We start from the raw sequence: 23618 nt of genomic DNA, 5'->3' as shown, positions 1-23618 counted from the left end.
ACTCCGGCGGGTAGTGCTTCATCCCCACAGGGACTCCGTTCTCCTGAACCATCAAGATCCAGTGTCCGGTGTCCTCACATCAGGGGGAAGGCCCGTCCGATCAAACAACCACTTCGGTTCCACGGACCGCTAATAAGGAATTAGGTGGGTGCGGCTCCAGCCGCACCCACTCAGAACAACGATCCGACCATCCGGAGGTCGTATGATCCGCCGGACAGAACCTGAGGTCGGAGGACATGACGATGGAAACGCCGCGGATGCGCCTTGGCAGCGGTGGAGCGTGGGTGGAACTGGTTCGGGCCGACGAGGACAGCTGGCGGGTCACGGCCGACTGGTGCTCGTCGCTGTCGGCCGACTTCACCGCCGACCTCACCGGGGACGAGGTCGCGGACTTCGCCGCGCGGATGCTCTCCTGCCTGAGCTCTCCCTCGGCCTCCCGGTTCTCGGCGGCGGTGACCCCGGGGCGCAACAACCCGCTGGTGCTGAGCGCTGAACCCGCCGGGGACGGGTTCGCCTTCTTCGTGCGTCTGACCCCCAACGGTGACGACGGCGTGTGTCAGCTGCAGATGGAGATCGGTCCCGTCGACGTCACCGAACTCCGCGACGTGTTCGGTGCGTTGCACGCGTCCTTGGCGCCCTGACCGTACGGATCGCCGGATGGTGGTGAGGTGCTCCTTCACGCCGACCAGGACCGGCCCCGCTCGGCCTGATCACCTTCCCGGAGCACGAGCTCTCCGATCCGTTCGTCCTGGAAGAGGGGTTCCCCGATGGCGCCGGGCTTCCGGCTGCGCAGCGGTGAGGCGCAGTACACGATGCAGTCCTCGACGGTCCTGACCATGCAGGCGGAAGGCAACCTGGTGCTCACGAAGTCCGGCACCCCGGTCTGGGCGTCCGGGACCTGGGGCCACTCGGGTGCCTGGCTCATCGTGCAGACCGACGGCAACGTGGTGGTCCACGACGCCGACGGGGCCCGGGCGCTCTGGGCCACCGACACCTGGGGGTAGGCGCGGCGCACCCTCCGCACCCCACCCCCGCGGGGCGGCACTCCGGACGTGTTCCGGGTGCCGCCCCGTCGGCGTCCGCCGGAGCCGGGCGACGGGCGCACGGCCGTACGGGGTGCGTGGTCAGCGCACCGTCGCGGGCCGCGCGTCGCCCGTCCGGACGGCGGCGGACGCGTCGTCCGGGCCGACGCCGGCGGCGATCTTCAGCTGGCGTACCAGCATGAACAGCCCGTAGCTGGCGATCAGGGCGAGGGCGGGCGCGCCGACGATGTACGCCCACACGTGACGGATGTTCAGGCGCCGGGCCTCGACGATCATGTAGGCGCCCAGGGCGGCCCAGGTCAGGGCCAGGTCGGCGTAGATGAACTGGGAGGCGAAGGTGGAGGTGGCGTCCCGCATGAAGGCGGCGACGACGCCGCCGGGGCCGGCGTCCGCGGTGCGGACGACGAAGGTGACGGCCATGGTGCCCATCACGGCGGCGCCGATGAGGGCGGAGGTGCCGTACAGAACGCACAGGGCGCGGTCGCGGCCCCGGACATCGCGCAGGCGCATGGTCGTGTTCCTCCTGCTGAGGGTGGTGGCGGGCGGTGGCGGGTGACGGTCCGTCATGGCGTGTAGCGGTAGTCGTCCAGGTCGAAGCGGCGGGCACGGCGGGCGGCTTCGAAGGTGGAGGCGGGGCGGACGGCCGGGGCGTCGCCGTGCTCGTCCAGGTAGTAGGTGTTCGAGGTGCGGCAGCTGGGGTCGAGGAAGACCGTGTCGCGCTGGCGGCGCAGGGTCTCGCGGAAGGAGGCGTCGTGCTTCTCGGGGCGGATCACGGCCTCGGTGGCGCCCCGGCGGCGGGCCTCGGTGATGACGCGCAGGGCGTGGGTGACCTGGTAGTCGATCATCCCGAACCAGGAGCCCCCGGTGAAGGAGTACGGGCCGACGATGAACCACAGGTTGGGGTAGCCCTTGACAGAGGTCCCCTCGTAGGACTGGAAGCGCTCGGTGCGCCAGAACTCCTGGAGGTTGCGTCCCCCGCTGCCGTGCAGCGGGAAGGGCGGCAGGTTGTCCAGCACGTGGAAGCCGGTGGCGAGGACGATGGCGTCGAAGTGCTCCTCCCGGCCGTCGGCGGTGCGGATGCCCTTCTCGGTGATCTCCTCGATGGGCTCGGTGACGAGCTCGACGTCGTCCCGGGTGAAGGTGCGCCAGTAGCCCTTGGCCAGGGAGGGGCGTTTGCAGCCGACCCGGTAGGCGGGGGTGAGCTTGCGGATCAGCTCGGGGTCGCCGTTCACCTGGCGGCGCAGGTAGTACTTCGAGGCGGCCTCGCCGGCCCGCACCAGGTAGGGGAAGCGGCGGTAGTGGACCATGCCGAGGACGAAGCTGACCTCGGTGACGGTGTCCGTCAGGCGCCGTAGGGCGCGCTGGGTCCACGGGGCGCGGCGGAAGAGGCGGCGGACCGGCGCGGGCAGCGCGAGGTCGGGTTTGGGCAGCAGCCAGATGGGGGTGCGCTGGTAGACGTGGAGGCGCTCCACCCGGGGTGCCAGCTCGGGGACGATCTGCACGCCCGAGGCCCCGGTGCCGATGACGGCCACGGTGCGTCCGTCCAGTTCCAGGGAGGGGTCCCAGTGCGCGGTGTGCACCACGTCGCCCCCGAACCGGTCGAGGCCGGGGATGGCGGGCGTCTTCGGCTTGGTGAGCCAGCCGGTCGCGCACACCACGAAGCGGGCCGACAGGCGGGCGCCGTCGGCGAGTTCGACCCGCCAGAGGTGGGCGTCCTCCTGGTAGGTGGCGCTCACCACGCGGGAGTCGAGGCGCAGCTTGGAGCGCAGCCGGTAGGTGTCGGCGATGTGGTCGGCGTAGTCCTTGAGCTCCTGCCCCGGCGGGAAGAGGCGGGACCAGGCGGGGGAGGGGTCCGAGGCGAAGGAGTAGGAGAAGGCGGAGATGTCGACGGCGATGCCGGGGTAGCGGTTGACGTGCCAGCTGCCGCCGATGTCGTCGCGTTCCTCCAGGACGAGGAAGTCGTCGATGCCCGCGCGGCGCAGTCCGATGGCGGTGCCGATGCCGGAGAAGCCGGCTCCGATCACCAGCACCAGGTGGTCGGGGGCCTCGGGCGGTGCGGGGGTCGTGGTCACAGGGCGAGTCCGATCGCCTCGAAGGTGCCGAGGGCGAGCAGGAGCAGGCAGGTGTGCTCCAGGGCGGGTATCAGGTCACGGCCGCCGGCGCCGCTGCGGACGCGTCGCAGGGGGTGGAGCGCGACCGGGGCGGCGAGCAGCGCCAGCAGCGCCCAGGGGCGGACGAGGGCGAGCAGGACGGTGGCGGCGAAGGCGCCGAGCACGCAGCAGGTGTAGAAGCCGCGGGCCCAGTCGGCGCCGAACCGGACCGGGAGGGTGGTCTTCCCGGCGACGGAGTCGGTGGGGATGTCGCGCAGGTTGTTGGTGGTCAGCAGGGCGCAGGCGAGCAGGCCCACGGGGACGGCGGCGGCCACGGCGAGCCAGGGGACCTCGCCGGTCTGGACGTAGACCGGGGTGCAGACGAAGACGACGCCGTGGTAGAGGAAGATGCTGACCTCGCCCAGCCCGTGGTAGCCGTAGGGGTGGGAACCACCGGTGTAGAACCAGCCTCCCAGGGCGATCAGCACCGTCACGGCGAGCAGCCACCAGGAGACCGTGACGGCCAGCGCGAGTCCGGCGGCGGCGCCGATCGCGTACAGGACCGCGCCGTGCCGGAAGACCTCCTGCGGGGTGGCCCGCCCCGATCCGACCATCCGGGCCGGCCCGAGGCGGTGGTCGTCGGCCCCGCGGATGCCGTCGCTGTAGTCGTTGAAGAAGTTGGTGCCCAGGACGAAGCCGAGGACCAGGACCGTGGTGAGCAGGGCACGGGACCAGTCGAGGGGGCCGTGGGCGGCGGCGAGGGCGAAGCCCACCGCGAGGGGCGCGTAACTGACCGGGAGGGTCTTCAGGCGCGCCCCGAGGACCCAGGTGCGCACGGCGCCGTGGGGCGTTTCCAGCTGCAGGGTCATGTCTTGGTTCCCACACCCAGGTAGAGGATCGAGGTGGACCGGGTGCGCACCATGCGCACCTCGTCGAGCAGGCCGAGCGAGTAGCGGAGCATCTGTCCCAACTTCGGCCGTAGGCCCAGCAGTTGGAGCTGGACGCCGTGCTCGCGGGCGGCCCGGGTCAGCCGTTCGCGGTTGACGAAGAGCCGGTGGTCGTGGGTGCCGCGCGGCGGGTGCCCGGCGATCGGCACGTTCTCGGCCACGGTGATGGAGACGAAGCGGGCGATCGCGGTGTCGGCGATGGTGTCGACGACGAGCGTGCCGCCGGGGCGCAGCACCCGGCACGCCTCCGCCACCACCGCGTAGGGGTCGGGGACGTGCTCCAGGCACTGGCCGGCCGTGACGACGTCGAAGGACTCGTCCTCGAAGGGCAGCACGGTCACGTCGGCCCGGACGACCTCGGCGAAGCCGTGCCGCAGCGCCTCGCGCAGTGACAGCTCCGACAGGTCGACGCCGACGGCCCGGTACCCCTTGCCCGCCGCGTACGGGCCGAACAGGCCGCCGCCGCAGGCGATGTCGAGCAGCCGGGCGTTCCCGTCGCGGGCCGGGGGGACGAACCCGGCCCGGGCCCGGGCGATCCAGCCCAGCGGCGCCAGGGCCCCGCGGGGGTCCCACCACTCGCCGGCCAGGCCGTCGTAGTCGGAGATGAAGTCCTTCCTGATGCCCGGGGCCGCCGGTCGGTGCTGCGGGTGCACGGCCAATTCGGCTTCTCCCTTCCTCGCTTCGATTGCTCGTTCCATGTGCGGTGGGGGGAAAGCGGAGTTGCACGTTCCTGGATGATTCGGTGACGGACCACGTGAACCGTGCACCACGGTAAGTGCTCCGATCCGGCGGGCGGCGCGGTCCCGGGGGACCTTGTCAGGTACACCCGGCCTGGTGTGCAGGGGGCCGATCGTGGTCTAACGTGGCGCCCGTCAACGCCTCTGGCCATTGATCTTCTCGTCGCACACCGGTTCACGGAAAGGGCGAAGCACGTGAAAGAATTCAGCCAGGATTTCGGCCGAACCTCCGTCGTCGTCCCCCGGAAAGTGGTCCGGGCGGACCTGGACGGGACCGTCGAGGAACTCATGCGCGAAGCCGCCGCAGACGGCCGCGACATGGTGGTGCGCGGCGCCGGACGCTCCACGAACACCCAGACGCTCTCCCCCGACCTGGTGCTCGACAACTACCGCCCCGACGCCACCCCCCGCTTCGTCGGGGCGGACCACCACGTGGAGGTGGGCAGCGGCATCACCTGGCTCGAACTGGAGAAGTGGCTCAACCGGCACGGCCGCGCCAACCCGGTCCTCCCCAGCTACCTCGACATCACCATCGGCGGGAACCTCTCCATCGGCGGATTCGGGCTGGCCTCGGTGCGCTCCGGCATCCAGGGCGACCAGGTCGTGGAGATCGAACTCGTCGACGGAACGGGACGCACCCGCCGCTGCTCGGACCGGGAGAACGCCGAACTGTTCCGCTACGCCCTGGGCGGGTTGGGGCAGGTGGGCTTCATCAAGACCGTCGTCCTGCGCACCGTCGCCCACCGTCCCGTCTCCCGCGCGGCCAGGATCGAGCACACCGGCCCCGACGACCTGGTCGCCTTCATGCGCGGCGGCGCCCAGGACCCCGGCGTCTCCAGCTACTTCGGGATGTTCGAGCGCGACGCGTGGTACTCCTTCGTGACCCTGGACGACGACGCACCCGGCCCCGCCGAGGCCACCCAGGTGATGCCGGTGCCCGACTACATCCTCTACAGCCACCAGGAGACCGCGAAGGTCCTGCACCACCTGCTGGAGGAGGACACCCACGCCAACCTCTGGGTCGACCACGTCCTCGACGAGGAGCACTTCCCCGCGTTCGTCCGCAGGGTGCGCGAGGCGATGGCGGTACCGCCGCTCGCCGACACCCTGGTCGCCCTGTACTTCCTGGTCGTCCGCCGCCCCGAAGGGGCCACCCCCTTCGTCCTGGCCCCCGTCGTGGACGCCCCCGTGCAGTACCTCGTCGGCATCTTCGCCGCCACCCCGAAGGCCGACGCCGACGGCATCGCCGGGATCCGGCGCGTGCTGCGGGACCTGCTGGAGGCCTGCGCCGACGCCGGGGGCCGCCCCTACCTCTACGGCACCCACGACTTCGACACCGAGCTGCTCCACCGCATCTACGGCGCCCCGGCCCTGGACCGCCTGCGGGAGCTGCGCGCCGAGCTCTCCCTCACCCACTTCAGCCGACGCGCCTTCGGGGACTTCCGGCTGTAGCCCGACCCGACCGTCACGAGAGGACACCCATGCAGACCGTGGACACCGACTTCGGCCGCTCCCTCCGCCTCGTCCCGCAGACCGTCCGACGGGTCGGCGAGGACGGCACCGCGGAGGAGATCATGCGGCAGGCCACCGCCTCCGGCCAGGACGTCGCCGTACGCGGCAACGGCCGCTCCTGCAACACCCAGACCCTCACCACCGGCACCCTCCTGGACAACCGGCGGCACGGCACCGCGCCGCGCTTCGTGGACTCCCCGGACGGGGAACACCTCGTCGAGGTCCCCACCGGCACCACCTGGCTCGAGCTGGAGACCTGGCTGGCCGGACACGGCCGGGCCGTCCCGGTACTGCCCAGCTACCTCGACCTCACCGTCGGCGGCACCCTCTCCATCGGCGGCTTCGGTCTCGGCTCCCTGCGCCACGGACTCCAGATCGACCAGGTCGAGCGGATCGAGCTGGTCGACGGCGACGGCCGCACCCGCCGCTGCTCACCCCGGGAGAACGCCGAACTCTTCCGGTACGCCCTCGGCGGCGTCGGCCAGGTCGGCCACATCACCACGGCGGTCCTGCGCACCGTCGCCCGCACCGCCGTCACCCGCGTCACCCGCGTCGACCACACCGGCCTGGCCGACCTGGTCGCCCACCTGCCGCGCGTCGCCGCCGACCCGAGGGCCGAGGGGTACTTCGGCATGTACGACCGCGCCGCCTGGTACTCCCAGATCTCCCTGGCCCCCGGCGCCGACGAGACCGGCCTCGCGACACCGGTGCTCCCCGTGCCCGACTACACCGGCCTGCTCCACCAGGAGGTCGCCGGACACCTCGCACCGCTGCTCGGGGCGCCCACCCACGCGAACCTCTGGGCCGACTACGTCCTCGACGAGGCGGGCCTGCCCGCCTTCACCGCGGCGCTGGAGCAGCTCATCGCCGAGCCGCCGCTGACCGCGAGCCTGATCAGCCTCTACTTCCTGGTCGTCCAACGCCCCGCCCCCGCAACCCCGTTCGCCTTCGCACCGGTCCTGGACGCGCCCGTCCAGTACGGCATCGGGGTCTTCGCCTCGGCCCCCGTCGCCGACGAGGAGCTCGTCGCGGGGACCCGGCGCGCGCAGCGCCGCCTGCTGGAGGTCTGCGCCGAGGCCGGCGGCCGCCCCTACCTCTACGGGGCCCACGCCCTAGACCGGGAGCTCCTGCACACCTTCTACGGCACGCCCGCCCTGGGCCGGCTGGAGGAGCTGCGCACCGAGCTGGCCCTGACCCGCTTCAGCCGCCGCGGCTTCGGCGGAGCCCGCCCGTAGGACCCGACGCGACGCCGGCACCGCGACCACGACCGGCACCCGGACCCGGCCGTGACCGCCGGATCAGAACAGCTTGTCGTAGTAGACGGCGATGTTGGGCAGGGCCCGCAGGGTCGCCCGGTCCGCCGGGCGCTGGGTGAGGAGGAAGGAGATCCGGTTGTTCCGTTCCGGCGCCGGCGCCTTCTTCAGGGGCTTGAACTTGTTCTGCTTGAGGAAATTGCAGAACATCGTGACGGCCGCGAGGTCGGCGCTCGCGACGGCCCGCGGGAGCAGCGTGGCCCTCACCCCGGCCTCCCACGCCTGGGGGAACAGCTCCTGCGGGCAGTCGGCCCCCGTCATGTCCTTGATCCAGGCGCTGCCGATCACCGTGGCGGTGTGGACGTTCTGACCGATCGTCACCGTCGCGTTCGGGATGCGGAAGGTGCCCCAGGTCGCGAGCGTGGGCATCAGCGAGGACACCCAGCCGGCGTGGCAGGACGACGTCCCCCAGGCCACCTTCGCGAAGGCCTCGCTCTTCGCGATCGCCTGGAGCAGGTGCTCGGGCGTGTCGAACTCCCCGAACGAGCACTCCCAGGTGAGGTTGCCGACGGACTCCAGGGCGTTGTACCCGCTCTCGTGGTCGTCGGGCGCCACGCCGTGGACGTCCGTCACGGCGAGGTCGGAGCCCGCCCGCTGCAGCCAGCCCTTGAGGTCGTGGTCCGGGGTGACGACGTAGAGCTTCCCCTGGCCGGAGACGAACACGCGACGGCGCTCGCCGCCGACCGTGCCGAAGACGGGCACCTTGTCGTAGCACAGGCCCGCGACGGTCCACGTGAAGAGCGCCGGATCGAAGGCCGGCTCCGGTGCACCGAGGGCGATCGCGGTCAGACAGGACACGCCGACGGCCTTCAGACCGGCACTCGCCAGGGCGGTCAGTGGCTGCTGTGACGGTATGAACTGCGGTGCGGCCAGGTCGAGTTGGGGGAAGGACACCAGCAGGGCGGTACGGAAGTGGTCGAGTTCGCCGTGGAGCCTGAGGGCGGTCAGCAGCCGCGCGAGGTCCGGACCCTGCGCCATGGCGTCGAGCTCCTCGGCGAGCAGGGCGGCGTCGGGCGCCCCCGCGGTGAACCAGCCGAGCAGGTGCGGGTAGGGGGCGGGCGGGACGTGGGTGCTCATCGTGTTCCTTCCGGGTCCGGCGGCGGCCGAGGCGCCGCACCGACGGCGGCCGTGCGCAGGATGGCCTGCGACGGGGACGGCTTCCCCGCCTCGTGTCGGCGCACGACCGAACGGACACCGGTCCGGGGCCGGCCGCTCGGTGCAACTGCCCATCACGGTACGGCGCGTGGCCGGTGTGCGTGGCCGGATCGGAAACACTCGTCGCGGGTCCCGGCGTTCCCGGGCTCCCGGTACCTGCTGCCGCCGTCGAGCCCTTCCGGTGGCGGAAGGGCTCGACGGACTCGATCTCGGCGGCGACTCGCGGTCGGGCGCACCCTCGTGTCGAACTCCCCTTTCCCCCGGTCGAGTTCGCGGACCGGGATGCGCTGGATCGGGGCTCGACGGTGGCGCCGGTATCAGCCGGTGGTCCTGCGTCGGCGGTGCAGGACGAGGCCGCCGCCCGCGAGTGCCAGGGCCGTGCCGGTGCCGCCCACGAGGAGGGTCGCGGAGGACGGCGCGGAGCCCTCTTCCGCGGCGGGGCCGTAGCCGCTGGACATGCCCGTGGTGTCGTACGTCGAGCCGGGCAGCTTGTCGGCGTACCGGGCTTTGACCAGCTTCTGGTAGTCGCCCAGCGAGACGGACGGCCGGCCGTCCAGGCCCTGCCGTGCCGCGTCGTTGAGCGGTTCGACGGTGGTGAGCCTGAGCTGGTACCAGCCGCGGATCTGCGGCTCGGTGAACACCAGGGTGCCCGCCCCTGCCTTGCCCGCGTAGGCGGCGTCGGCGTCGCCGTCCCGTACGGCCGCCAGGTGCCAGCCGCCGCCCTCGGTGGGGGCGAGCATGACGGTGGCGTTGCGGCCGTTGACCGGGGCGTTCAACGCCGAGACCAGGTGGCTCAGCCGGACGGCCTCGGTGGCCACGGGCAGGGAGGTCCCCGCGACGAAGCCCGGGGTGATCTCGTTGAGGGCCAGCGGGTCCTGGACGGTGAACGCCGGCAGGCCCTCGCACGGGTCGGCCACGTCGGGAATCGGCTGCACGGTCCCGGCCCCGTCGCCCTGGGGCAGGGGGACGCCGAGGAAGCGGCAGACGGTGTTGCGGACGTCCGCCGACCTCACCAGGTCGAGGGCGGCCCGGTAGTCCGGGATGTCCGCGGGGAGGGGGTCCGCCGGCGCGGTCGCACGGGCCGTGCCCGGCAGCAGGACGGACGCGCCCAGGGCCAGGACGGCGGTCAGGCGGGAGAGCCGAAGGGTCGTACGGCGCCGGGCTGTTGGTGCGTGGTGCATGTGCCTGCCTTACCGGGAGATGCCGATCCGGGAGTGGGTCCACTTGAAGGAGCTGTTGCTGACGTAGTCGCTGTAGTTCCACCACGTGTAGGTGGCGGTGTCCGGCCAGGGATCGGCGACGGCGATGGTGGTCTTCGACGTGTCGAAGCCGTAGACGACGTTCATGTGGCCGCCGCCGGACGACCACCCGATGCGGGCACCGATCGGCCGGGCCGCCTTCACGTCGGTGTAGACCTGCTCGAAGGTGGCCGCGCTGCTCAGGCCCGAGCCGGTGCGGGTCATGCCGAGACTGTTCCAGCCCCGGGCCATGTCCTCGAGGGTGGCGGGCTGGTTGTTGCAGCCGTAGTAGGGATTGGCCCGGTTGCAGAAGTCCGTCTGCGTGCTGCCGAGGCCGTGGAACTTGGCGATCGTCAGTCCGGAGGCGTCCCAGCACCACTGGGTCTTCTCCTGTTTGAGCATGGTGATGCTGTCCTGCCCCGCCTCGGCGTGGGCCGGGCTGCCCCCGGCCGCGAGCAGCACCGTGACCGCCAGTGCGGTGGCCGCCGTGGACGCGATGGTGGATCTGGCCATGCTTCCGCCTTCTCTCGAAGTGCCCTGGTCGTCCGGGAATCCGGCAGGGCTATGTCAGCACGGACAGGCGGGCGGACGGAATGGTCAGTGCAAGAACTGAACACCCCCGGGTGAATTGTCATAACAGGAGATCCCGCTGCTTTCCGCGCTGCTTCCCACCCCCGAGGCCGCTACCGCACCGGAGCCCTCCGCAACGCGCCCCCTTCCTGGTCGGTCGGCACCGGCTCGACCGTCCCGCCGCTCGCTCGACCACGACGGGGAAGTGGTGTTCGCCGTGGTCGACCAGGGGTTCACCACCCGGCTGGACCTGGACCTCGACCGCGCCCTGACCCGCGGTCAGGCCCTCACCCCTGTGTCCCGAGGCGGCCCGGCGGGCGCGGGTACGTCCGCGTCAGGCCGGGCGGAGGAAGAGCTCGTCGGTGTAGCACCAGGCCCACGTCTCGCCGGGCTGGAGGGAGCGGGCGATGTGGTGACCGTGGCTGACCTGTGCGTGGCGGTGGGCGTGCCGGCCGGGGGAGCTGTCGCAGCAGGCGATGTGCCCGCAGCTCAGGCAGGCGCGCAGGTGGACCCAGGCGGTGCGTCCTTCGGCCAGACAGTCCTCGCAGCCGGGGGCGGGGTTGGCCGGTACTTCTCGCAGGTCGCCCAGGTGGTCGCAGGTCCGCTGGACGACCAGGCCGGGGTCCACCGCGACCCGCCACGGGTGCTCGACACTCATGCCGTTCACGCTACCCGACGGTGCCGGGCGGGCTGCCGATTGAGATCCGCGAGCCCGGGCAGACGGGTAGTACGCCCCGGGGCGGCGGTGCCTGCCGTCCCGGGGCCCGACCCGACGCTCCAACGGCGGCCGACCGGCCGCCGCGCACCGACGGAAGGACCGCGGACCACGGGACACGGCGGCGACGTGATCGTGCAGCCCACCACCGGCCACCACGAGGCGGAGGCGGTCAGGGCCGGTGCCGCCACGCCGAGTTGACGGCGCGTCACGGCGGGAGCCGGCCGTGCCGACCCGCGGGCCGCCACTCGGCCCGGCCGTCCCGACAGGGCGACCGGACTCGGAGGCGGCGTCGCCCCCACCCGGACAACACCCCCTCGCGGACCCGCAAACGGTCGGTGGTCCGGTCGGCTTCCGCTGCACTGCTGCACGCGTTCTTCGTCGGATCCGTGCTCGTCGTCCGGCCGATGGCGGGCCTGGTGTTCGGTGCGGCCCTCGCGGTGTTCTGGGGGATCCTGCTGCTCCCGACCTGGTGGGAGGCGGGAGCACCTGTCGGCCGAGGATCAGGCGTCGAGCACCTGGCCCTCCCGCCGGACCACCGGTGGTTCGGTCGACCACGGGAAGTTGATCCAGGCGTCGGTCCGCTTCCACGCGTACTCGCACTTCACGAGGGAGTGCGACTTCTCGTAGATGACGGCGGACCGGACCTCGGCGACGTGGCTGAGGCAGAACTTGTGCACCAGGTCCAAGGTCTTGCCGGTGTCGGCGACGTCGTCGGCGATCAGGACCTTCTTCTCGGAGAAGTCGATCGCCTGCGGGACGGGCGCCAGCATGACGGGCATGTCGAGGGTGGTGCCCACGCCCGTGTAGAACTCGACGTTCACCAGGTGGATGTTCTTGCAGTTCAGCGCGTACGCCAGGCCGCCGGCCACGAAGACGCCGCCGCGGGCGATGCTCAGGATGAGGTCGGGTTCGTAGCCGTCGTCGGCGATCGTCTGCGCGAGTTCGCGCACCGCCCGGCCGAACGTCTGGTAGTCCAGGGTCTCGCGAATCTCGGTCACGCGTTCAGTCTCCCCGCCGGGCGGCCCGGTGGCGAGGACCGGCGCGCTGCGGACCCTCGTCCGGCTGCCGGGACCGATTCGGCCGTTGCCCGGCCGGTGCGGGTGCGCGGGCGATACGCTCGGCCGGGTCGGTTCGGGGGCGCCGGAGCGGGGGAGACGCGGTGGAGCGGCAGTTCTGGTTCGACTCGTGGGACGAGGGCGGTTCGAAGACCGGCTTCCACATGCCGGTGGTGCACCCGCACGCGCAGTACCTGGTGGACAGCGGGCTCCTGGACGGTGCCCGGGTCCTGGTGCCGCTGTGCGGGAAGTCCCTGGACATGCCCGCCTTCGCCCGGCGGGCCCGCGAGGTGGTCGGGGTCGAACTCGTCGAGTCGGCGGTGGCCCAGTTCCTGGCGGACAACGCGCTCGACGCGGCCGAGACGGAGCCCGGGGTGTTCCGCGCGGGCAACCTCACCATCCTGGTGCGGGACTTCTTCGACCTCACCGCTGCCGACCTCGCCACCGACGGGCTCGGCGCCGTCGACGTGGTGTACGACCGCGCCTGCCTGGTCGCCTTCCCGGAAGCGATGCGCGAACGCTACGCCGCGCACCTGACCGGGCTGCTGCCGGCCGGGGCCCGGTACTTCCTCAACACCCTGGAGTACGCACCGGTGATGGAGACCCCGCCCTTCTCGGTGGGGCCGGACGCGGTCCGCGGTTACTTCGGGGCCGCGTTCGACGTCGAGCACGTCTTCGACGACGACCGTCCCGACCACCGCATGGTCGCCAAGTTCGGCCTGGAGTCGCTCCGGGAGCACGGGTTCCTCCTGCGCCGTCGCTGAGGGTCCGTGCCAACTCCCGGGCGGAAGAGCCTTCTTGCGTGATCGACGGCCGAAGGGTCCGGATGCCACGAAGAGCCCCGTCCTGCCCGGCTGCGGGTGCGGTCATCGGTTCGTACTCGTAGGGTCGAAGGAGGGCATCGCCCGACCGGGCGGTGAAAACCGTACGAGGAGGCACATCTGATGCTTACTCAGTTCCAGACCGAAACGGCCTCGGCGTCACGCAGCGCGACGCTCGACGAGGCCGGGACGCTCGCGAGCCTGATGGTGGAGGACGAGGCCGTCGTGTCCGACGCGCCCACGTACCTCCCCGAGGCCGCCGGCGCAGTGCTGCTGGCCGGGCTGCTGCTGGCCTCGCCGAAGCCGCCGAAGGAGAAGCCGGCCCGGTAGTCGGGCCCCTCGTTCCGGCGCGCGGCAGACATGCGGCACGGAGCCGCACCGGCCCCGTGTCCGAGCCCGGTCCCGTTCCCGTGGAGGAGGACAGATCCACCATGCCGTTCGCCGAAACCACGCTCCGCGACGAGTACGCCGCGGCAGTGGAGCACTTGTCAGGCCGTACCCTCGACGCCGTTCGGGACGGCGGGGGTACGGCCGCGTTCCCCGACCCCGCCGACCTCGACCCGACCACGCACCGTGCCCTGCTGGCCGCCGCACGGGTGCTCGGCGTGAACCTGTTCGCCCCGCAGCTCCTCGCCGGGGCCGCGCCCGACGACGCCACCGCCGCCCTGCTCGCCGAGGCACGCCGGGCCCTCCCCGAACCGGCCGCCGCCACCGAGGGCGGCACCCTGGTGATCGCCTGGCAGGACTGGGCGGCCGCGCGCGTCCTGGCCGGCACGCCCCACGCGGACGATGCTCCGGTGCCCGCTCCGTCCCCGCCGCCCGGCCCGGCGGACGTCGGATGGCAGTCCTGGTCCGTCCGGATGGCCCAGTTGTCCGGGCTCGCACTGCCCGGGCTCGACGGCGCCGTGCACGACCTGACCCGGACCCACACCCTCGACCTCGCCCGGGGCACCGTCCGCGCCATGCTGCGGCGCGATCCCACCACCGCCGTCCGCCTCGCCCGTTGGCTGGCCTGGGCGCACGCCGACGGCCGGCCGGTCCGGCTGGAGATCGAGCCGATCCTGGACCGGATCGGCTTCGTCGGCGACGGGACCAACCGCTCCGGGCTCGAACTCGCCATCGCCCGGCGCCTGTTGAACGGGGAACCGCGATGACCGACACCCAGACGGCCGACACCCGGGTGCTCACCATCGCCCAGCAGCTCGGCTCCCGGGCCCTGGCCTGGTTGCACACCGGTCAACTCGGCGGGTTCGATCGGATCGAGGACAACACGATCATCGACCTCGCCGACCCGAACGACGTCTACAAGCCGCTCTGCGAGGCCGCGCTCGCCTCCTCCCTGGTGCTGCGCGACGGCGTCACCGGCGCGCACGACGCCCGGCTCGCCCGCGAGCTGCTGGAGGCGTCCTGGTCCCAGCTCAGACACGGCGACCTCCTCTACGAGCGCCAGCTGCGCCACGTCACGGTGATCGACCCGCTGGAGACCTACGCGCACTTCGCCAGGGCCGGCTACCGCCACCCCGCGATGGACGACCTGCTCACCTCCCTCGGCCGGCTGCGCTCCGTGCACGCCGTCGAGATCCCCGGCAACCGGCAGCTCGCCCTGGCCAACGCCCGCCGGATCGCCGGGCTCGACCCCGTACCGGACTGGCCCGCGCTGGCCCGCTCCACCTGGCTCGGCGCCCTCTCCGAACCGTGGACCATCGCCTGGGTGATCGGCTACCACGTCACCCACACCGTGTTCCACCTCACCGACTGGGGCGCGCGGCCCGAGTGCCTGCCCGAACCGATGCACGAGTACCTGCGTGACTGGCTGCCGGTCTGGCTCGACGTCTGGCTGGAGACCGAGCAGTGGGACCTGGCCGGCGAACTGCTCATCGTTGACTCCTGCATGGGGGAGCCGGTCACCGGACGCTCCGGCTGGGAGGCGCTGGCCGCCGTCCAGGAGCCGGACGGACTCATCCCGCGCGACGGCGCGGCCACCCGCTACGACGACCCCGAGGACACCTTCCGCGAACACGAACACACCGCCGTGGTGGGCGTGGTGGCCGCGACGGTCGCCCTCTCCCGGGCCCTCGGCGGCACGCCGGCCGCCGCGTGAACGGGCTCGACCTCGCGGTCGGGGCGGCGGTGCGCGCCGCCGGGCCGTACGCCAGCGCGGTCACCGTGGCCGTCACCCGGGGCGACCGGACCGACGTCCGCTGCCACGGACGCACCTCCTGGGCGCCGGACGCGCCGCCGTGCACGCCCGACACCGTCTTCGAACTCGGCTCGGTCTCCAAGACGTTCACCGCCCTGCTGCTCGCCGAGATGGCCGCCCGGGGCGAACTCGCCCTGGACGAACCGGTGGAGCGACGCCTGCCGCGGCACTGGAGACCGGCCGTCGTCCGTTCGGCCCGGCCGATCCGCCTGCTCCACCTGGCCACCCACACCTCGGGGCTGCCCCGCCTGCCACCGGGGCTGCTCGCGAGCGCCCTGCCGGAGTGGTTCACCAACCCGTACGCCGCCTTCGGCGACGAGCAGTTGGGGGAGGCCCTGACCCGAACCACCGTGCGCGGCGCGCCCGGTAGCCGCTACCACTACTCCAACTACGGGGTCGGGCTGCTCGGCCGGCTGCTCGCCGAGGCGGGCGGACTGCCGTACGGGCAGCTGCTCGCCGAACGGATCTGCCGACCGCTGGGGCTCACCGGCACCGGCTGCCGCCCGGACGCGCCCGGACTGGCGGTCGGCTACCGCCACGGGCGGGCACGGCCGCCGTGGCTGATGCCCGGGCTGCCGGGCGCGGGAGCGGTGCGGTCCTCCGGGGCCGACCTGGCACGCTACCTGCGGGCCCACGCCGAAGGCCGCGGGGGGCAGCTGGGTGCGGCCCTCGGGGACGTCCAACGGCTACGACTGCGCCTGCCCGGCTCGACGGACCGGCTCGGCCTGGTCTGGATGCACCGTGAGTCCGGCGGCCGGGACCTCTACTTCCACTCGGGCGGCACCCGGGGCTTCACCACCTTCGTCGGCTTCTCCCCGCAGGGCCCGGTCGCGGTCGCGGCCCTGGCCAACACGGCACCCGCGCTGGACGGCCGCTTCGTCCAGGCGGGCTACGAGGTCCTGCGGGCCGCGGGCCGGGGCTGAACCGGCGGATCCGGTGCGGCGGGCGCGTCGCAGAACGGGCGGAGTTCCTGGGGCGGGGTTCCGGGGGCGGCCCGGGCAGGAGCGGGCCCGGCGTACCGTGGGTGCATGGAGGCCGGGCCGGAGGCGACCGTACGGCCGTCGGGGCTGCGTGCGCGGCTCGGCGCCGAGATCTTCGCCCGGGTGGCGGGCCCCGACGGCGCGGCCACCCGGGCGCGCATCCACCGGACGCCGGGGGAACGGTGGTTCGGCCCGCAGGACCCGATCCGCACCGTGCACGGTGACGCCTCGATGTTCGTGGGCGGTCTGCGGGCGCTGCTGCTGCAGTCGCTGCACCCGTCGGCGATGGCGGCCGTCGCCGCCCACTCCGGGTTCCGCGGCGACCCGTGGGGCAGGCTGCAGCGCACCAGCACCTTCCTCGCGGTCACCACCTTCGGCACCGCCGCCGACGCGCAGCAGGCGGTCGACCGGGTCCGCGCCGTCCACCGGCGCATCCGCGGCACCACCGCCTCCGGGACGTTGTACTGGGCGGGCGACCCCCACCTGCTGTGCTGGGTGCACGCCGCCGAGGTCGACAGCTTCCTGAGGGCCCATCAGCTGTACGGCGCGGAGCCCCTGCGACCCGACGGGTACGACGCGTACGTCGCGAGTACGGCCCGCATCGCCCGCGCCCTGGGGGTGGCGGACCCTCCCCGGGACCGGGCGGAGCTGGCGCGGTGCCTGGACTCCTACCGGCCCGAACTCGCCGCGGGGGCGGACGCGTTCGAAGCGGCACGGTTCCTGCTCCTCCACCCGCCCGTGCCGCTCCCGGCCCGCCCGGCCTACGGGATGCTCGCCGCCGCCGCGGTCTCCCTGCTGCCCGGGTGGGCCCGCGCGGAGCTGCGCCTGCCGGAGCTCCCGGTGCTGGAGGCGGCCGTGGTGCGGCCGGCCGGGCGGGCCGTCACGGGGCTCGTCCGCTGGGCGATGGCACCGCCGCCCGCCACTGCGCAGTGATGATCACACAAGTGGTTGGCGAAGGCTTTGCCCAGAGTTTGACCGGCACCGCCCGCGGCGGGCGCGGCGCGCGGCTCCGCTAGGGCAGGCCGCCGAACGTCCCCGGGCGGCCGGGGGCCGGGGCGGGCCACTCGTGCTGGCGCAGCAGGGCCAGGGCGTACAGGAGGTCGCCGGTGCTGGTGAGGTGCGCACCGGTCCGGTCGTGGACCTCCCACTCGCCGGACGCGGGGTGCGCGGTGCCGAGCGGCAGGGGGTGGGTGGGGTCGGTGACGTCGTCGAGGCGGACGGTGCCGGTGCCGGCGGCCGCCGCCGTGTAGGTGCGGCCCATGCATTTGACGACGGTGGCCCGCTGGGTGACCTCACCGATCAACGGGACCTGGTCGGCCTGGTCCCGGGTGGCCGGGGTGGTTCGGGTGGGAGTGTGCTTCATCAGTGCGACTTTCCGTGACGCCGAGGATTCGCCCAGTGACTGTATCCCAGCGTGTCCGCACGGTTCTTTACCTTCGCGGCCGTGACGCACGGTCAGGCCGCCGCCGCAGCGGCCGGAAGGTGGCGGCCCGTCAACTCCGGGCCTGCCGACGCCGAGTCGACAGGCCCGGTCCGTCGGACGACCTACCCGAAGACTGTCCGCAGGGTGCGGAGGGCGCCCGCCAGCGCCGACCGGAGGGACTTCGGGCGGGCGGCGGCGGGTGAGTTCGCGGGCGACGGTGCGGGGTGGGACGCGGCGGGCGCGGGTGCACTGCTCACCTGCGGCGCCGGCCGGGAGGTCTGCGCCTGGGCCTGCGGCGGGTGGGTGTCGGTGTGGCGGGTGGCCTCGGCGCGTACGAGCGCGCCCATGGCGAAGTAGTGGTCGGGCATGACGGAGCTCTCCTCCGGACGTGAAGGTGCGGGGACGGGGTACAGCCGCACGTCGCATGCCGGTTGGTCGGTCGCTCGGGCAGGCGGCGTGCGGGCTCCGTCAGCAGCGCAGGATCGTCGAGGAGTCGGGAACGGGGCGTGGTGCGCCCGGCGCACGGTAGCGGGTCCGGGGCTGCTCGGCACCGGTGGTGACGCCCACGGCCACGGTGGACACCACCGCGCGGACCTGGGGCGAGGAGTGCCGACCGCCCTTGTGGGTGTCCACCGCGCACTGGCCGCGGACCGGACGGTCCCCCCTCGGGGCGGCGTCGGCGGCGCCGTCCTCCTCCCCGGTGGGCGCGGCGACGGCCGTCACCACCGTCCGGCAGTGGTCGGGGTGACCCATCGGCAGGTGCGGCTGCGCGCTGCTCAGGATCATGTGGAGCAGGGCCAGGGTGGCCACGAGCGCCGCGACGCACCAGGGGAGGTTCGGACGGTTGACGTCGAAGCGCGTCATCCCCGGCACCTCCCGCTCTCCTGCCTTCATTGGGTAACGATGTGATGCCCATTCAGATACGCTGAGTGACGGACGGGCGGCACTTCTCACTCGATCCGGTGAACGGCGTTGCGTCCTCGCGGCATAGGGGCGACCGGCAGCTGACGACGCGTCACTGCGGAGGGGGTCGACGCTCACGGTCGGGCGGGAAGCGCCTGACGCCGGGGCAGGGGGCGGTCACTCGTGCGCGTCGGAGGGGTTGGCGGTGGGGGCGTGGTCATGATCAGCTGACCCTCTGATGTGTCCGCTGGTCAGCGGGCGGGTGTACGAGGAGGCGCGGGAGCATGGCGGGGTTCGGCTGGAAGGTGCACGGGGACGGGCGGAGTCCTCGGCCCGGGGCGGTGGTGCGGCCGGACGAGCGGCTGTCCTGGGGGCGGACGATCGGCCTCGGGGCCCAGCACGTAGTAGCCATGTTTGGGGCCACTTTCGTGGCCCCAATTCTTATGGGGTTGGATCCGAACCTTGCGGTGATGGTGTCGGGTGTCGCGACGATTTTCTTCCTGTTGGTGACGGGGGGTCGAATTCCGTCGTACCTGGGGTCGAGTCTGTCGTTCGTGGGGGTGGCGGCGGTCATCAAGTCGCAGGGGGGTGATGCGGCGACGTTGACGGGTGCGTTGTTGGTGGTGGGTGCAGTGCTGGCGGCCTGCGGGGCGGTGGTGCAGGCGCTGGGGGCGAAGGTGATCCATGCGGTGCTGCCGCCGGTGGTGACGGGTGCGGTGGTGATGCTGATCGGGTTCAACCTGGCGCCGGTGGCGGCGGGGACGTACTGGCCGCAGGACCAGTGGACGGCGTTGCTGGTGATGCTGTTCACGGGGTTGGCGCTGGTGGTGCTGCGGGGGTTCTGGTCGCGGATCGCGATCTTCCTGGGGCTGGTCTTCGGGTACGCGGTGTCGTGGGTGTTCGACCGGGTCTTCGGGCAGATCAACTCGGCGAACGGGGCGGGCCAGGTGGTGGACCACTGGCGGCTGGACCTGTCGGGGGTGGGGAAGGCGGACTGGGTCGGGCTGCCGACGCTGCACACGCCGAGCTTCTCGGCGTCGGCGGTGCTGGTGGCGCTGCCGGTGGTGGTGGCGCTCATCGCGGAGAACGCCGGGCATGTGAAGGCGGTCGGGGAGATGACGGGGGATCAGCTGGACGACCGGATGGGCACCGCGATCATGGCGGACGGTGCGGCGACGGTGTTGTCGACGGCGGTGGGTGGTCCGGCGACGACGACGTATGCGGAGAACATCGGGGTGATGGCGGCGTCGCGGGTGTATTCGACGGCGGCGTACTGGTGTGCGGCGGGTTTTGCGATCCTGTTCGGCCTGTGTCCGAAGTTCGGTGCGGTGATCGCGGCGATTCCGGGTGGGGTGCTGGGCGGGATCACGGTGGTGCTGTACGGGATGATCGGTCTGCTGGGTGCGCAGATCTGGATCCACAACAGGGTGGACCTGACCAATCCGCTGCACCTGGTGCCGGTGGCGGCCGGGGTGATCGTCGGGATCGGCAACGTGACGTTGAAGTTCACCGACACCTTCGAGCTGTCGGGGATCGCGCTGGGCACCATCATCGTGCTGACGGGGTATCACGTGTTGCGGGCGATGGCGCCGGCGCACATGAAGCAGCCGCGTGAGACGCCGCTGCTGGACGCGGGCACCACCGACTACGACGACAGCGACAGCAAGCGCAGCTGACCGGTTGTCACGGCGGCGGTCACCCCGGGGAGGGGGTGGCCGCCGCTTGGTCGTGGGTGGGGACAGGCCGTTCCGGCCGGCCGGGTTCATCGGGATGGCCTCGGCATCCGTCACGGGCGTGGGCGTGGGCGTCGGTGCGGGTCCGGCGTGCTCGGGGGGATGCCGTGGTCGGCCGCGTAGGCGTGCAAGGCGCCCCATTCGGCTTTGGCGAGGGGTCGGCCGGTGCGGGTCCGAGGGGGTCGGCGGTGGTGATGCGGTTGCGTACGCGCCAGTGGACGCAGGAGGCGATCAGCCGTGTGTGCAGTTGCCTCTCTTGGGCGTTGCCCGCTTCGGGTGCGGGGATGGTGCTTGCCCAGAGGTACGGATCGGCATGGCGCGGCTGGGAGAAGCGATCGTTGACGGTGGCCTGGTGGCGAACTCCTTGGCCATGGTGGTGGCGCCGGTGCGCGTCGAAGCGTCCGGCCGGGCACGACGGAGCGATCCGGGTGCGGGCAGTCAGTCAGGCAGGGGACGCTCACGAGTGGTTGATGCCAGCCTCGTTCAGGTACGTGAGGCATGTGGGGTGGCGTCGGGCGGGTGTAACGGGTTGGTCGTTTGTCCGGCTTCTGGAGCGGGTTGGTGGGTAGCGTCCGGGACGGTGTCGTCGGCTGGTGGGGAGGGGTCGTCCGTGGACCGTGGCGCTGAGGGCGACGAGGCTTCCTCCTGTACGGGGGCGGGTCCGCACACCGGTGACCTCTCGGCGGTCGCGAGCGGCGACGGGTCGGTGGCGGCGGGCAGCATCCACGGACCCGTGACGATCAGCACCGGCCAGGTCGTCCACGCGGCGCCGCGCCAGCCGGCATCGTGGCCGCACCAGGTCGGCCGGATCCCGCCACGGGCTGGCTCGTTCCAGGACCGGGCGGAAGCCGCGCGGTTGGCCGCGGTGCTGGAGAGCGGCGGGACGGCGGTGGTCGGTTCCACCGGTCAGGTACGCGTGGGTGGGGTGCTGACGGGGTTGGGCGGGGTCGGCAAGACCCAGCTGGCCGCCGACTACGCCCGCACTGCCTGGACCAGTGGTCGGCTGGACGTGTTGGTGTGGATCACCGCCGCCAGCCGCGCCGCGATCGCGGACGGGTTGGCGCAGGCCGGCTCCGAACTCCTTGGCGCCGAACCGGAAGTGGCGGTGCAGGCGTTCTTGGCGTGGCTGGAACCCAAACCGAACGAGCGCCCCTGCCGCTGGCTCATCGTCCTGGACGACGTCGCTGACCCGCAGGACCTGCGGGGTTGGTGGCCGCCGCAGAGCCCGCACGGCCGGACCCTGGTGACGACCCGCCGCCGCGACGCCGTCCTGGCCGGTGGCGGGCGCCGGATGGTCGAGGTCGGCCTGTTCACCCCAGACGAAGCCCTCGCCTACCTCACCGACATCCTCGCCGACCACGGCCGCCACGAACCCGACCACGAGCTGCGCGCACTCGCCGCGGACCTCGGGCACCTGCCGCTCGCCCTGTCCCAGGCCGCCGCCTACCTCATCGACGCCGGCATCACCACCACCGCCTACCGGGCCCTGCTCGCCGACCGCACCCGCACCCTCGCCGACGTCATGGATGCGCTGCCCGACGACCAGCCCCGCCCCCTCGCCGCCACCTGGACCCTGTCCATCGAACGCGCCAACACCCTGGCCCCGGCGGGCCTGGCCGCCCCGATGCTGCGCCTGGCTTCGTTCCTCGACCCCAACGGCATCCCCGAGAGCGTCCTCACCACCGCTCCCGCCCTCGTCCACTTCGCGCTCTCGCGTGGCGTCCTGGCCGGGGTGCGCCGCCGGTGGTGGTGGCCGGGCCGGTGGCACACCGTCACCGCCGTCATGCCGGCCGAGGCCGCCGCGGCCCTGCGGGTCCTGCACCGGCTCGGCCTCATCACCCACGACCCCGACACACCCCACCAGGCGGTGCGCGTCCACCAGCTCGTCCAACGCGCCGTCCGCGACACCCTCACCCCGGCAGAACACGACCACACCGCCCACCGCGCCGCCGACGCCCTGCTCGCAGCCTGGCCCGACATCGAGACAGACACCGCTCTCGCCCAGGCCCTGCGTGCCAGCACCGACGCCCTCACCGGTCACGCCTTGGACGCCCTTCACCGGCCCGGCGCCCACGAAGTACTGTTCCGGGCCGGAAGCAGCCTCGGCGAGAGCGGCCAGGTCGCTGCCGCCCGCGACTACTTCCACCACCTGGCCAACAGCACCCACCACCACCTGGGCCCCGACCACCCCCACACCCTCGCTGCCCGGCACAACGGCACCTACTTGCGGGGGGAGGCGGGGGATGTGGCGGGCGCCGCGGCCGCGCTCGAAAGAGTGCTCGCCGACCAACTGCGGGTACTGGGCCCCGACCACCCCCAGACCCTCATCACCCGGCACAACCGCGCCCGCTGGCGGGGCCAAGCAGGGGATGCGGTGGGCGCCGCGGCCGCGTTCAAGGAACTGCTCGCCGACCAACTGCGGGTACTGGGCCCAGACCACCCCCAGACCCTCAACACCCGGCACAACCTCGCCCGCTGGCGGGTGGAGGCGGAGGATGCGGCGGGGGATGCGGCCGCGCTCGAAGGAGTGCTCGCCGACCAGCTGCGGGTACTGGGCCCAGACCACCCCGACACCCTCAACACCCGGCACAACCTTGCCGTTTGGCGAGGGAACACAGGGGACCTGCAGGGCGCCGCGGCCGCGTTCGAGGAACTGCTCGCCGACAGCCTGCGGGTACTCGGGCCCGACCACCCCGACACCCTCAATACCCGGCACAATCTCGCCACTTGGCAAGGGACCACGGGGGACCTGCAGGGCGCCGCGGCCGCGTTCGAGCAGCTGCTCGCCGACAGCCTGCGGGTACTCGGGCCCGACCACCCCGACACCCTCAATACCCGGCACAGCCTCATCTACTGGCAGACCCAGGCGGGAGAGGTGGCCGACGGGTAGTCACAGAGCTCGGCATCCAGAGCCAGACCGGTATCCCGACAAGCCCATTCGCCTGACTGAGCGGCCGACGCCGCCGTGTCCGCACGGGCGATCCGGTCGTTGGCCGGCCATGGCCGCACCTGAGCTGATGCCGCGGCCGCATCAGCTGGCCTACCGGCACCGACTCCTACCGCCTCGCCGGCCCCGGGCACGAACTGAAGCATCTGCCAAGGCCGACCGGCGGTTGCAGGCACCGGGTCGACGACCTGCCGGCAACCGCATCGAGGTCAACGCGCCTGAACAGGCCGCCG

Annotated in this window: 24 protein-coding genes; 12 read left to right on the top strand and 12 right to left on the bottom strand. The window is 72.6% G+C overall.

Features of this window, described 5'->3' with window-relative positions; genetic code table 11:
- Nucleotides 1-236 precede the first annotated feature (236 nt).
- Nucleotides 237-641: a hypothetical protein gene (locus tag ACIA8O_RS36730; RefSeq protein WP_396298404.1), complete on the top strand. Its 405-nt coding sequence runs from the start codon at nucleotides 237-239 to the stop codon at nucleotides 639-641.
- 126 nt (nucleotides 642-767) lie between these two features.
- Nucleotides 768-1004, top strand: coding sequence for a hypothetical protein (locus ACIA8O_RS36725; RefSeq protein ID WP_396298403.1), 237 nt, complete (start codon nucleotides 768-770; stop codon nucleotides 1002-1004).
- A 120-nt stretch (nucleotides 1005-1124) separates the two neighbouring features.
- Here the strand turns inward: ACIA8O_RS36725 and ACIA8O_RS36720 are convergent, their stop codons facing one another.
- From ACIA8O_RS36720 to ACIA8O_RS36705, 4 genes are read right to left on the bottom strand one after another with little or no spacing between them, the layout of a single operon-like run.
- Complete coding sequence (locus ACIA8O_RS36720) at nucleotides 1125-1553, bottom strand: DUF2834 domain-containing protein (RefSeq protein ID WP_396298402.1); 429 nt, start codon at nucleotides 1551-1553, stop codon at nucleotides 1125-1127.
- Nucleotides 1554-1606: 53 nt separating this feature from the next.
- Complete coding sequence (locus tag ACIA8O_RS36715) at nucleotides 1607-3115, bottom strand: flavin-containing monooxygenase (RefSeq protein ID WP_396298401.1); 1509 nt, start codon at nucleotides 3113-3115, stop codon at nucleotides 1607-1609.
- Complete coding sequence (locus tag ACIA8O_RS36710; protein WP_396298400.1) at nucleotides 3112-4002, bottom strand: 1,4-dihydroxy-2-naphthoate polyprenyltransferase; 891 nt, start codon at nucleotides 4000-4002, stop codon at nucleotides 3112-3114. The genes ACIA8O_RS36715 and ACIA8O_RS36710 overlap by 4 nt, the downstream gene beginning before the upstream one ends.
- Nucleotides 3999-4733 (bottom strand): methyltransferase domain-containing protein, encoded by a 735-nt coding sequence (locus tag ACIA8O_RS36705; RefSeq protein ID WP_396298407.1) that lies wholly within the window; start codon nucleotides 4731-4733, stop codon nucleotides 3999-4001. The genes ACIA8O_RS36710 and ACIA8O_RS36705 overlap by 4 nt, the downstream gene beginning before the upstream one ends.
- Nucleotides 4734-4841: 108 nt before the next feature.
- On the opposite strand from ACIA8O_RS36705, the gene ACIA8O_RS36700 reads away from it, so the two are divergent.
- Both ACIA8O_RS36700 and ACIA8O_RS36695 read left to right on the top strand, forming a co-directional pair.
- A complete protein-coding gene (locus ACIA8O_RS36700; protein ID WP_396298399.1) occupies nucleotides 4842-6269 on the top strand; it encodes an FAD-binding oxidoreductase in 1428 nt (475 codons plus the stop codon).
- Nucleotides 6270-6298: 29 nt separating this feature from the next.
- Nucleotides 6299-7564 carry an FAD-binding protein gene (locus tag ACIA8O_RS36695; protein WP_396298398.1) on the top strand — a complete coding sequence of 422 codons (1266 nt, stop codon included), beginning with the start codon at nucleotides 6299-6301 and terminating at the stop codon, nucleotides 7562-7564.
- 63 nt (nucleotides 7565-7627) lie between these two features.
- Here ACIA8O_RS36695 and ACIA8O_RS36690 read toward each other — a convergent pair whose 3' ends face one another.
- From ACIA8O_RS36690 to ACIA8O_RS36670, 5 genes are all read right to left on the bottom strand, one after another.
- Nucleotides 7628-8719: a hypothetical protein gene (locus ACIA8O_RS36690; protein ID WP_396298397.1), complete on the bottom strand. Its 1092-nt coding sequence runs from the start codon at nucleotides 8717-8719 to the stop codon at nucleotides 7628-7630.
- Between the two features lie 395 nt (nucleotides 8720-9114).
- On the bottom strand, nucleotides 9115-9978 hold the full coding sequence (locus ACIA8O_RS36685) for a hypothetical protein (RefSeq protein ID WP_396298396.1): 864 nt from the start codon (nucleotides 9976-9978) through the stop codon (nucleotides 9115-9117).
- Between the two features lie 9 nt (nucleotides 9979-9987).
- Nucleotides 9988-10548, bottom strand: coding sequence for a papain-like cysteine protease family protein (locus tag ACIA8O_RS36680; RefSeq protein WP_396298395.1), 561 nt, complete (start codon nucleotides 10546-10548; stop codon nucleotides 9988-9990).
- A gap of 391 nt (nucleotides 10549-10939) precedes the next feature.
- Nucleotides 10940-11263 carry a UBP-type zinc finger domain-containing protein gene (locus tag ACIA8O_RS36675; protein WP_396298394.1) on the bottom strand — a complete coding sequence of 108 codons (324 nt, stop codon included), beginning with the start codon at nucleotides 11261-11263 and terminating at the stop codon, nucleotides 10940-10942.
- Nucleotides 11264-11823: 560 nt separating this feature from the next.
- Nucleotides 11824-12321: a phosphoribosyltransferase gene (locus ACIA8O_RS36670; protein ID WP_396298393.1), complete on the bottom strand. Its 498-nt coding sequence runs from the start codon at nucleotides 12319-12321 to the stop codon at nucleotides 11824-11826.
- Nucleotides 12322-12482: 161 nt separating this feature from the next.
- On the opposite strand from ACIA8O_RS36670, the gene ACIA8O_RS36665 reads away from it, so the two are divergent.
- From ACIA8O_RS36665 to ACIA8O_RS36640, 6 genes are all read left to right on the top strand, one after another.
- A complete protein-coding gene (locus ACIA8O_RS36665; RefSeq protein ID WP_396298392.1) occupies nucleotides 12483-13142 on the top strand; it encodes a hypothetical protein in 660 nt (219 codons plus the stop codon).
- Nucleotides 13143-13322: 180 nt separating this feature from the next.
- Nucleotides 13323-13529: a hypothetical protein gene (locus ACIA8O_RS36660; protein WP_396298391.1), complete on the top strand. Its 207-nt coding sequence runs from the start codon at nucleotides 13323-13325 to the stop codon at nucleotides 13527-13529.
- Nucleotides 13530-13630: 101 nt separating this feature from the next.
- Nucleotides 13631-14353: a hypothetical protein gene (locus ACIA8O_RS36655; RefSeq protein ID WP_396298390.1), complete on the top strand. Its 723-nt coding sequence runs from the start codon at nucleotides 13631-13633 to the stop codon at nucleotides 14351-14353.
- Nucleotides 14350-15300 carry a DUF6895 family protein gene (locus ACIA8O_RS36650; protein WP_396298389.1) on the top strand — a complete coding sequence of 317 codons (951 nt, stop codon included), beginning with the start codon at nucleotides 14350-14352 and terminating at the stop codon, nucleotides 15298-15300. Before ACIA8O_RS36655 ends, ACIA8O_RS36650 begins: the two co-directional genes overlap by 4 nt.
- On the top strand, nucleotides 15297-16322 hold the full coding sequence (locus tag ACIA8O_RS36645; protein WP_396298388.1) for a serine hydrolase domain-containing protein: 1026 nt from the start codon (nucleotides 15297-15299) through the stop codon (nucleotides 16320-16322). The genes ACIA8O_RS36650 and ACIA8O_RS36645 overlap by 4 nt, the downstream gene beginning before the upstream one ends.
- A 105-nt stretch (nucleotides 16323-16427) precedes the next feature.
- Nucleotides 16428-17312, top strand: a complete 885-nt coding sequence (locus ACIA8O_RS36640; RefSeq protein ID WP_396298387.1) for an oxygenase MpaB family protein — start codon at nucleotides 16428-16430, stop codon at nucleotides 17310-17312.
- A 79-nt stretch (nucleotides 17313-17391) separates the two neighbouring features.
- Here the strand turns inward: ACIA8O_RS36640 and ACIA8O_RS36635 are convergent, their stop codons facing one another.
- The 3 genes from ACIA8O_RS36635 to ACIA8O_RS36625 all read right to left on the bottom strand — a co-directional run bounded on the left by ACIA8O_RS36635 (nucleotide 17392) and on the right by ACIA8O_RS36625 (nucleotide 18666).
- On the bottom strand, nucleotides 17392-17742 hold the full coding sequence (locus ACIA8O_RS36635; RefSeq protein WP_396298386.1) for a hypothetical protein: 351 nt from the start codon (nucleotides 17740-17742) through the stop codon (nucleotides 17392-17394).
- A gap of 182 nt (nucleotides 17743-17924) precedes the next feature.
- A complete protein-coding gene (locus ACIA8O_RS36630; RefSeq protein WP_396298385.1) occupies nucleotides 17925-18170 on the bottom strand; it encodes a hypothetical protein in 246 nt (81 codons plus the stop codon).
- Nucleotides 18171-18270: 100 nt separating this feature from the next.
- The gene (locus tag ACIA8O_RS36625; RefSeq protein WP_396298384.1) at nucleotides 18271-18666 is read right to left on the bottom strand and encodes a hypothetical protein; all 396 of its coding nucleotides are present in this window, start codon (nucleotides 18664-18666) and stop codon (nucleotides 18271-18273) included.
- 323 nt (nucleotides 18667-18989) lie between these two features.
- Here ACIA8O_RS36625 and ACIA8O_RS36620 point away from each other — a divergent pair, with 323 nt between their 5' ends.
- Together ACIA8O_RS36620 and fxsT are read left to right on the top strand one after the other, a co-directional pair.
- A complete protein-coding gene (locus tag ACIA8O_RS36620) occupies nucleotides 18990-20381 on the top strand; it encodes a uracil-xanthine permease family protein (RefSeq protein WP_396298383.1) in 1392 nt (463 codons plus the stop codon).
- Between the two features lie 790 nt (nucleotides 20382-21171).
- Entirely contained in the window at nucleotides 21172-23328 is a 2157-nt protein-coding gene (gene fxsT / locus ACIA8O_RS36615) for an FxSxx-COOH system tetratricopeptide repeat protein (protein ID WP_396298382.1), read from the top strand.
- Nucleotides 23329-23618 lie beyond the last annotated feature (290 nt).

Origin of the sequence: Kitasatospora sp. NPDC051853 (assembly GCF_044452665.1) — a bacterium.
Lineage (GTDB): Bacteria > Actinomycetota > Actinomycetes > Streptomycetales > Streptomycetaceae > Kitasatospora.
Note: the sequence above shows the minus strand (reverse complement) of the source record. Positions and strands in the feature narration are given on the sequence as shown.

Coding starts and splice junctions, on each gene's coding strand:
- ACIA8O_RS36640 (WP_396298387.1), top strand. CDS start 16,428: ATGGAGGCCGGGCCGGAGGCGACCGTACGGCCGTCGGGGCTGCGTGCG.
- ACIA8O_RS36630 (WP_396298385.1), bottom strand. CDS start 18,170: ATGCCCGACCACTACTTCGCCATGGGCGCGCTCGTACGCGCCGAGGCC.
- ACIA8O_RS36710 (WP_396298400.1), bottom strand. CDS start 4,002: ATGACCCTGCAGCTGGAAACGCCCCACGGCGCCGTGCGCACCTGGGTC.
- ACIA8O_RS36675 (WP_396298394.1), bottom strand. CDS start 11,263: ATGAGTGTCGAGCACCCGTGGCGGGTCGCGGTGGACCCCGGCCTGGTC.
- ACIA8O_RS36720 (WP_396298402.1), bottom strand. CDS start 1,553: ATGCGCCTGCGCGATGTCCGGGGCCGCGACCGCGCCCTGTGCGTTCTG.
- ACIA8O_RS36625 (WP_396298384.1), bottom strand. CDS start 18,666: ATGACGCGCTTCGACGTCAACCGTCCGAACCTCCCCTGGTGCGTCGCG.
- ACIA8O_RS36685 (WP_396298396.1), bottom strand. CDS start 9,978: ATGCACCACGCACCAACAGCCCGGCGCCGTACGACCCTTCGGCTCTCC.
- ACIA8O_RS36725 (WP_396298403.1), top strand. CDS start 768: ATGGCGCCGGGCTTCCGGCTGCGCAGCGGTGAGGCGCAGTACACGATG.
- ACIA8O_RS36730 (WP_396298404.1), top strand. CDS start 237: ATGACGATGGAAACGCCGCGGATGCGCCTTGGCAGCGGTGGAGCGTGG.
- ACIA8O_RS36690 (WP_396298397.1), bottom strand. CDS start 8,719: ATGAGCACCCACGTCCCGCCCGCCCCCTACCCGCACCTGCTCGGCTGG.
- ACIA8O_RS36620 (WP_396298383.1), top strand. CDS start 18,990: ATGGCGGGGTTCGGCTGGAAGGTGCACGGGGACGGGCGGAGTCCTCGG.
- ACIA8O_RS36695 (WP_396298398.1), top strand. CDS start 6,299: ATGCAGACCGTGGACACCGACTTCGGCCGCTCCCTCCGCCTCGTCCCG.
- ACIA8O_RS36680 (WP_396298395.1), bottom strand. CDS start 10,548: ATGGCCAGATCCACCATCGCGTCCACGGCGGCCACCGCACTGGCGGTC.
- ACIA8O_RS36650 (WP_396298389.1), top strand. CDS start 14,350: ATGACCGACACCCAGACGGCCGACACCCGGGTGCTCACCATCGCCCAG.
- ACIA8O_RS36655 (WP_396298390.1), top strand. CDS start 13,631: ATGCCGTTCGCCGAAACCACGCTCCGCGACGAGTACGCCGCGGCAGTG.
- ACIA8O_RS36660 (WP_396298391.1), top strand. CDS start 13,323: ATGCTTACTCAGTTCCAGACCGAAACGGCCTCGGCGTCACGCAGCGCG.
- ACIA8O_RS36635 (WP_396298386.1), bottom strand. CDS start 17,742: ATGAAGCACACTCCCACCCGAACCACCCCGGCCACCCGGGACCAGGCC.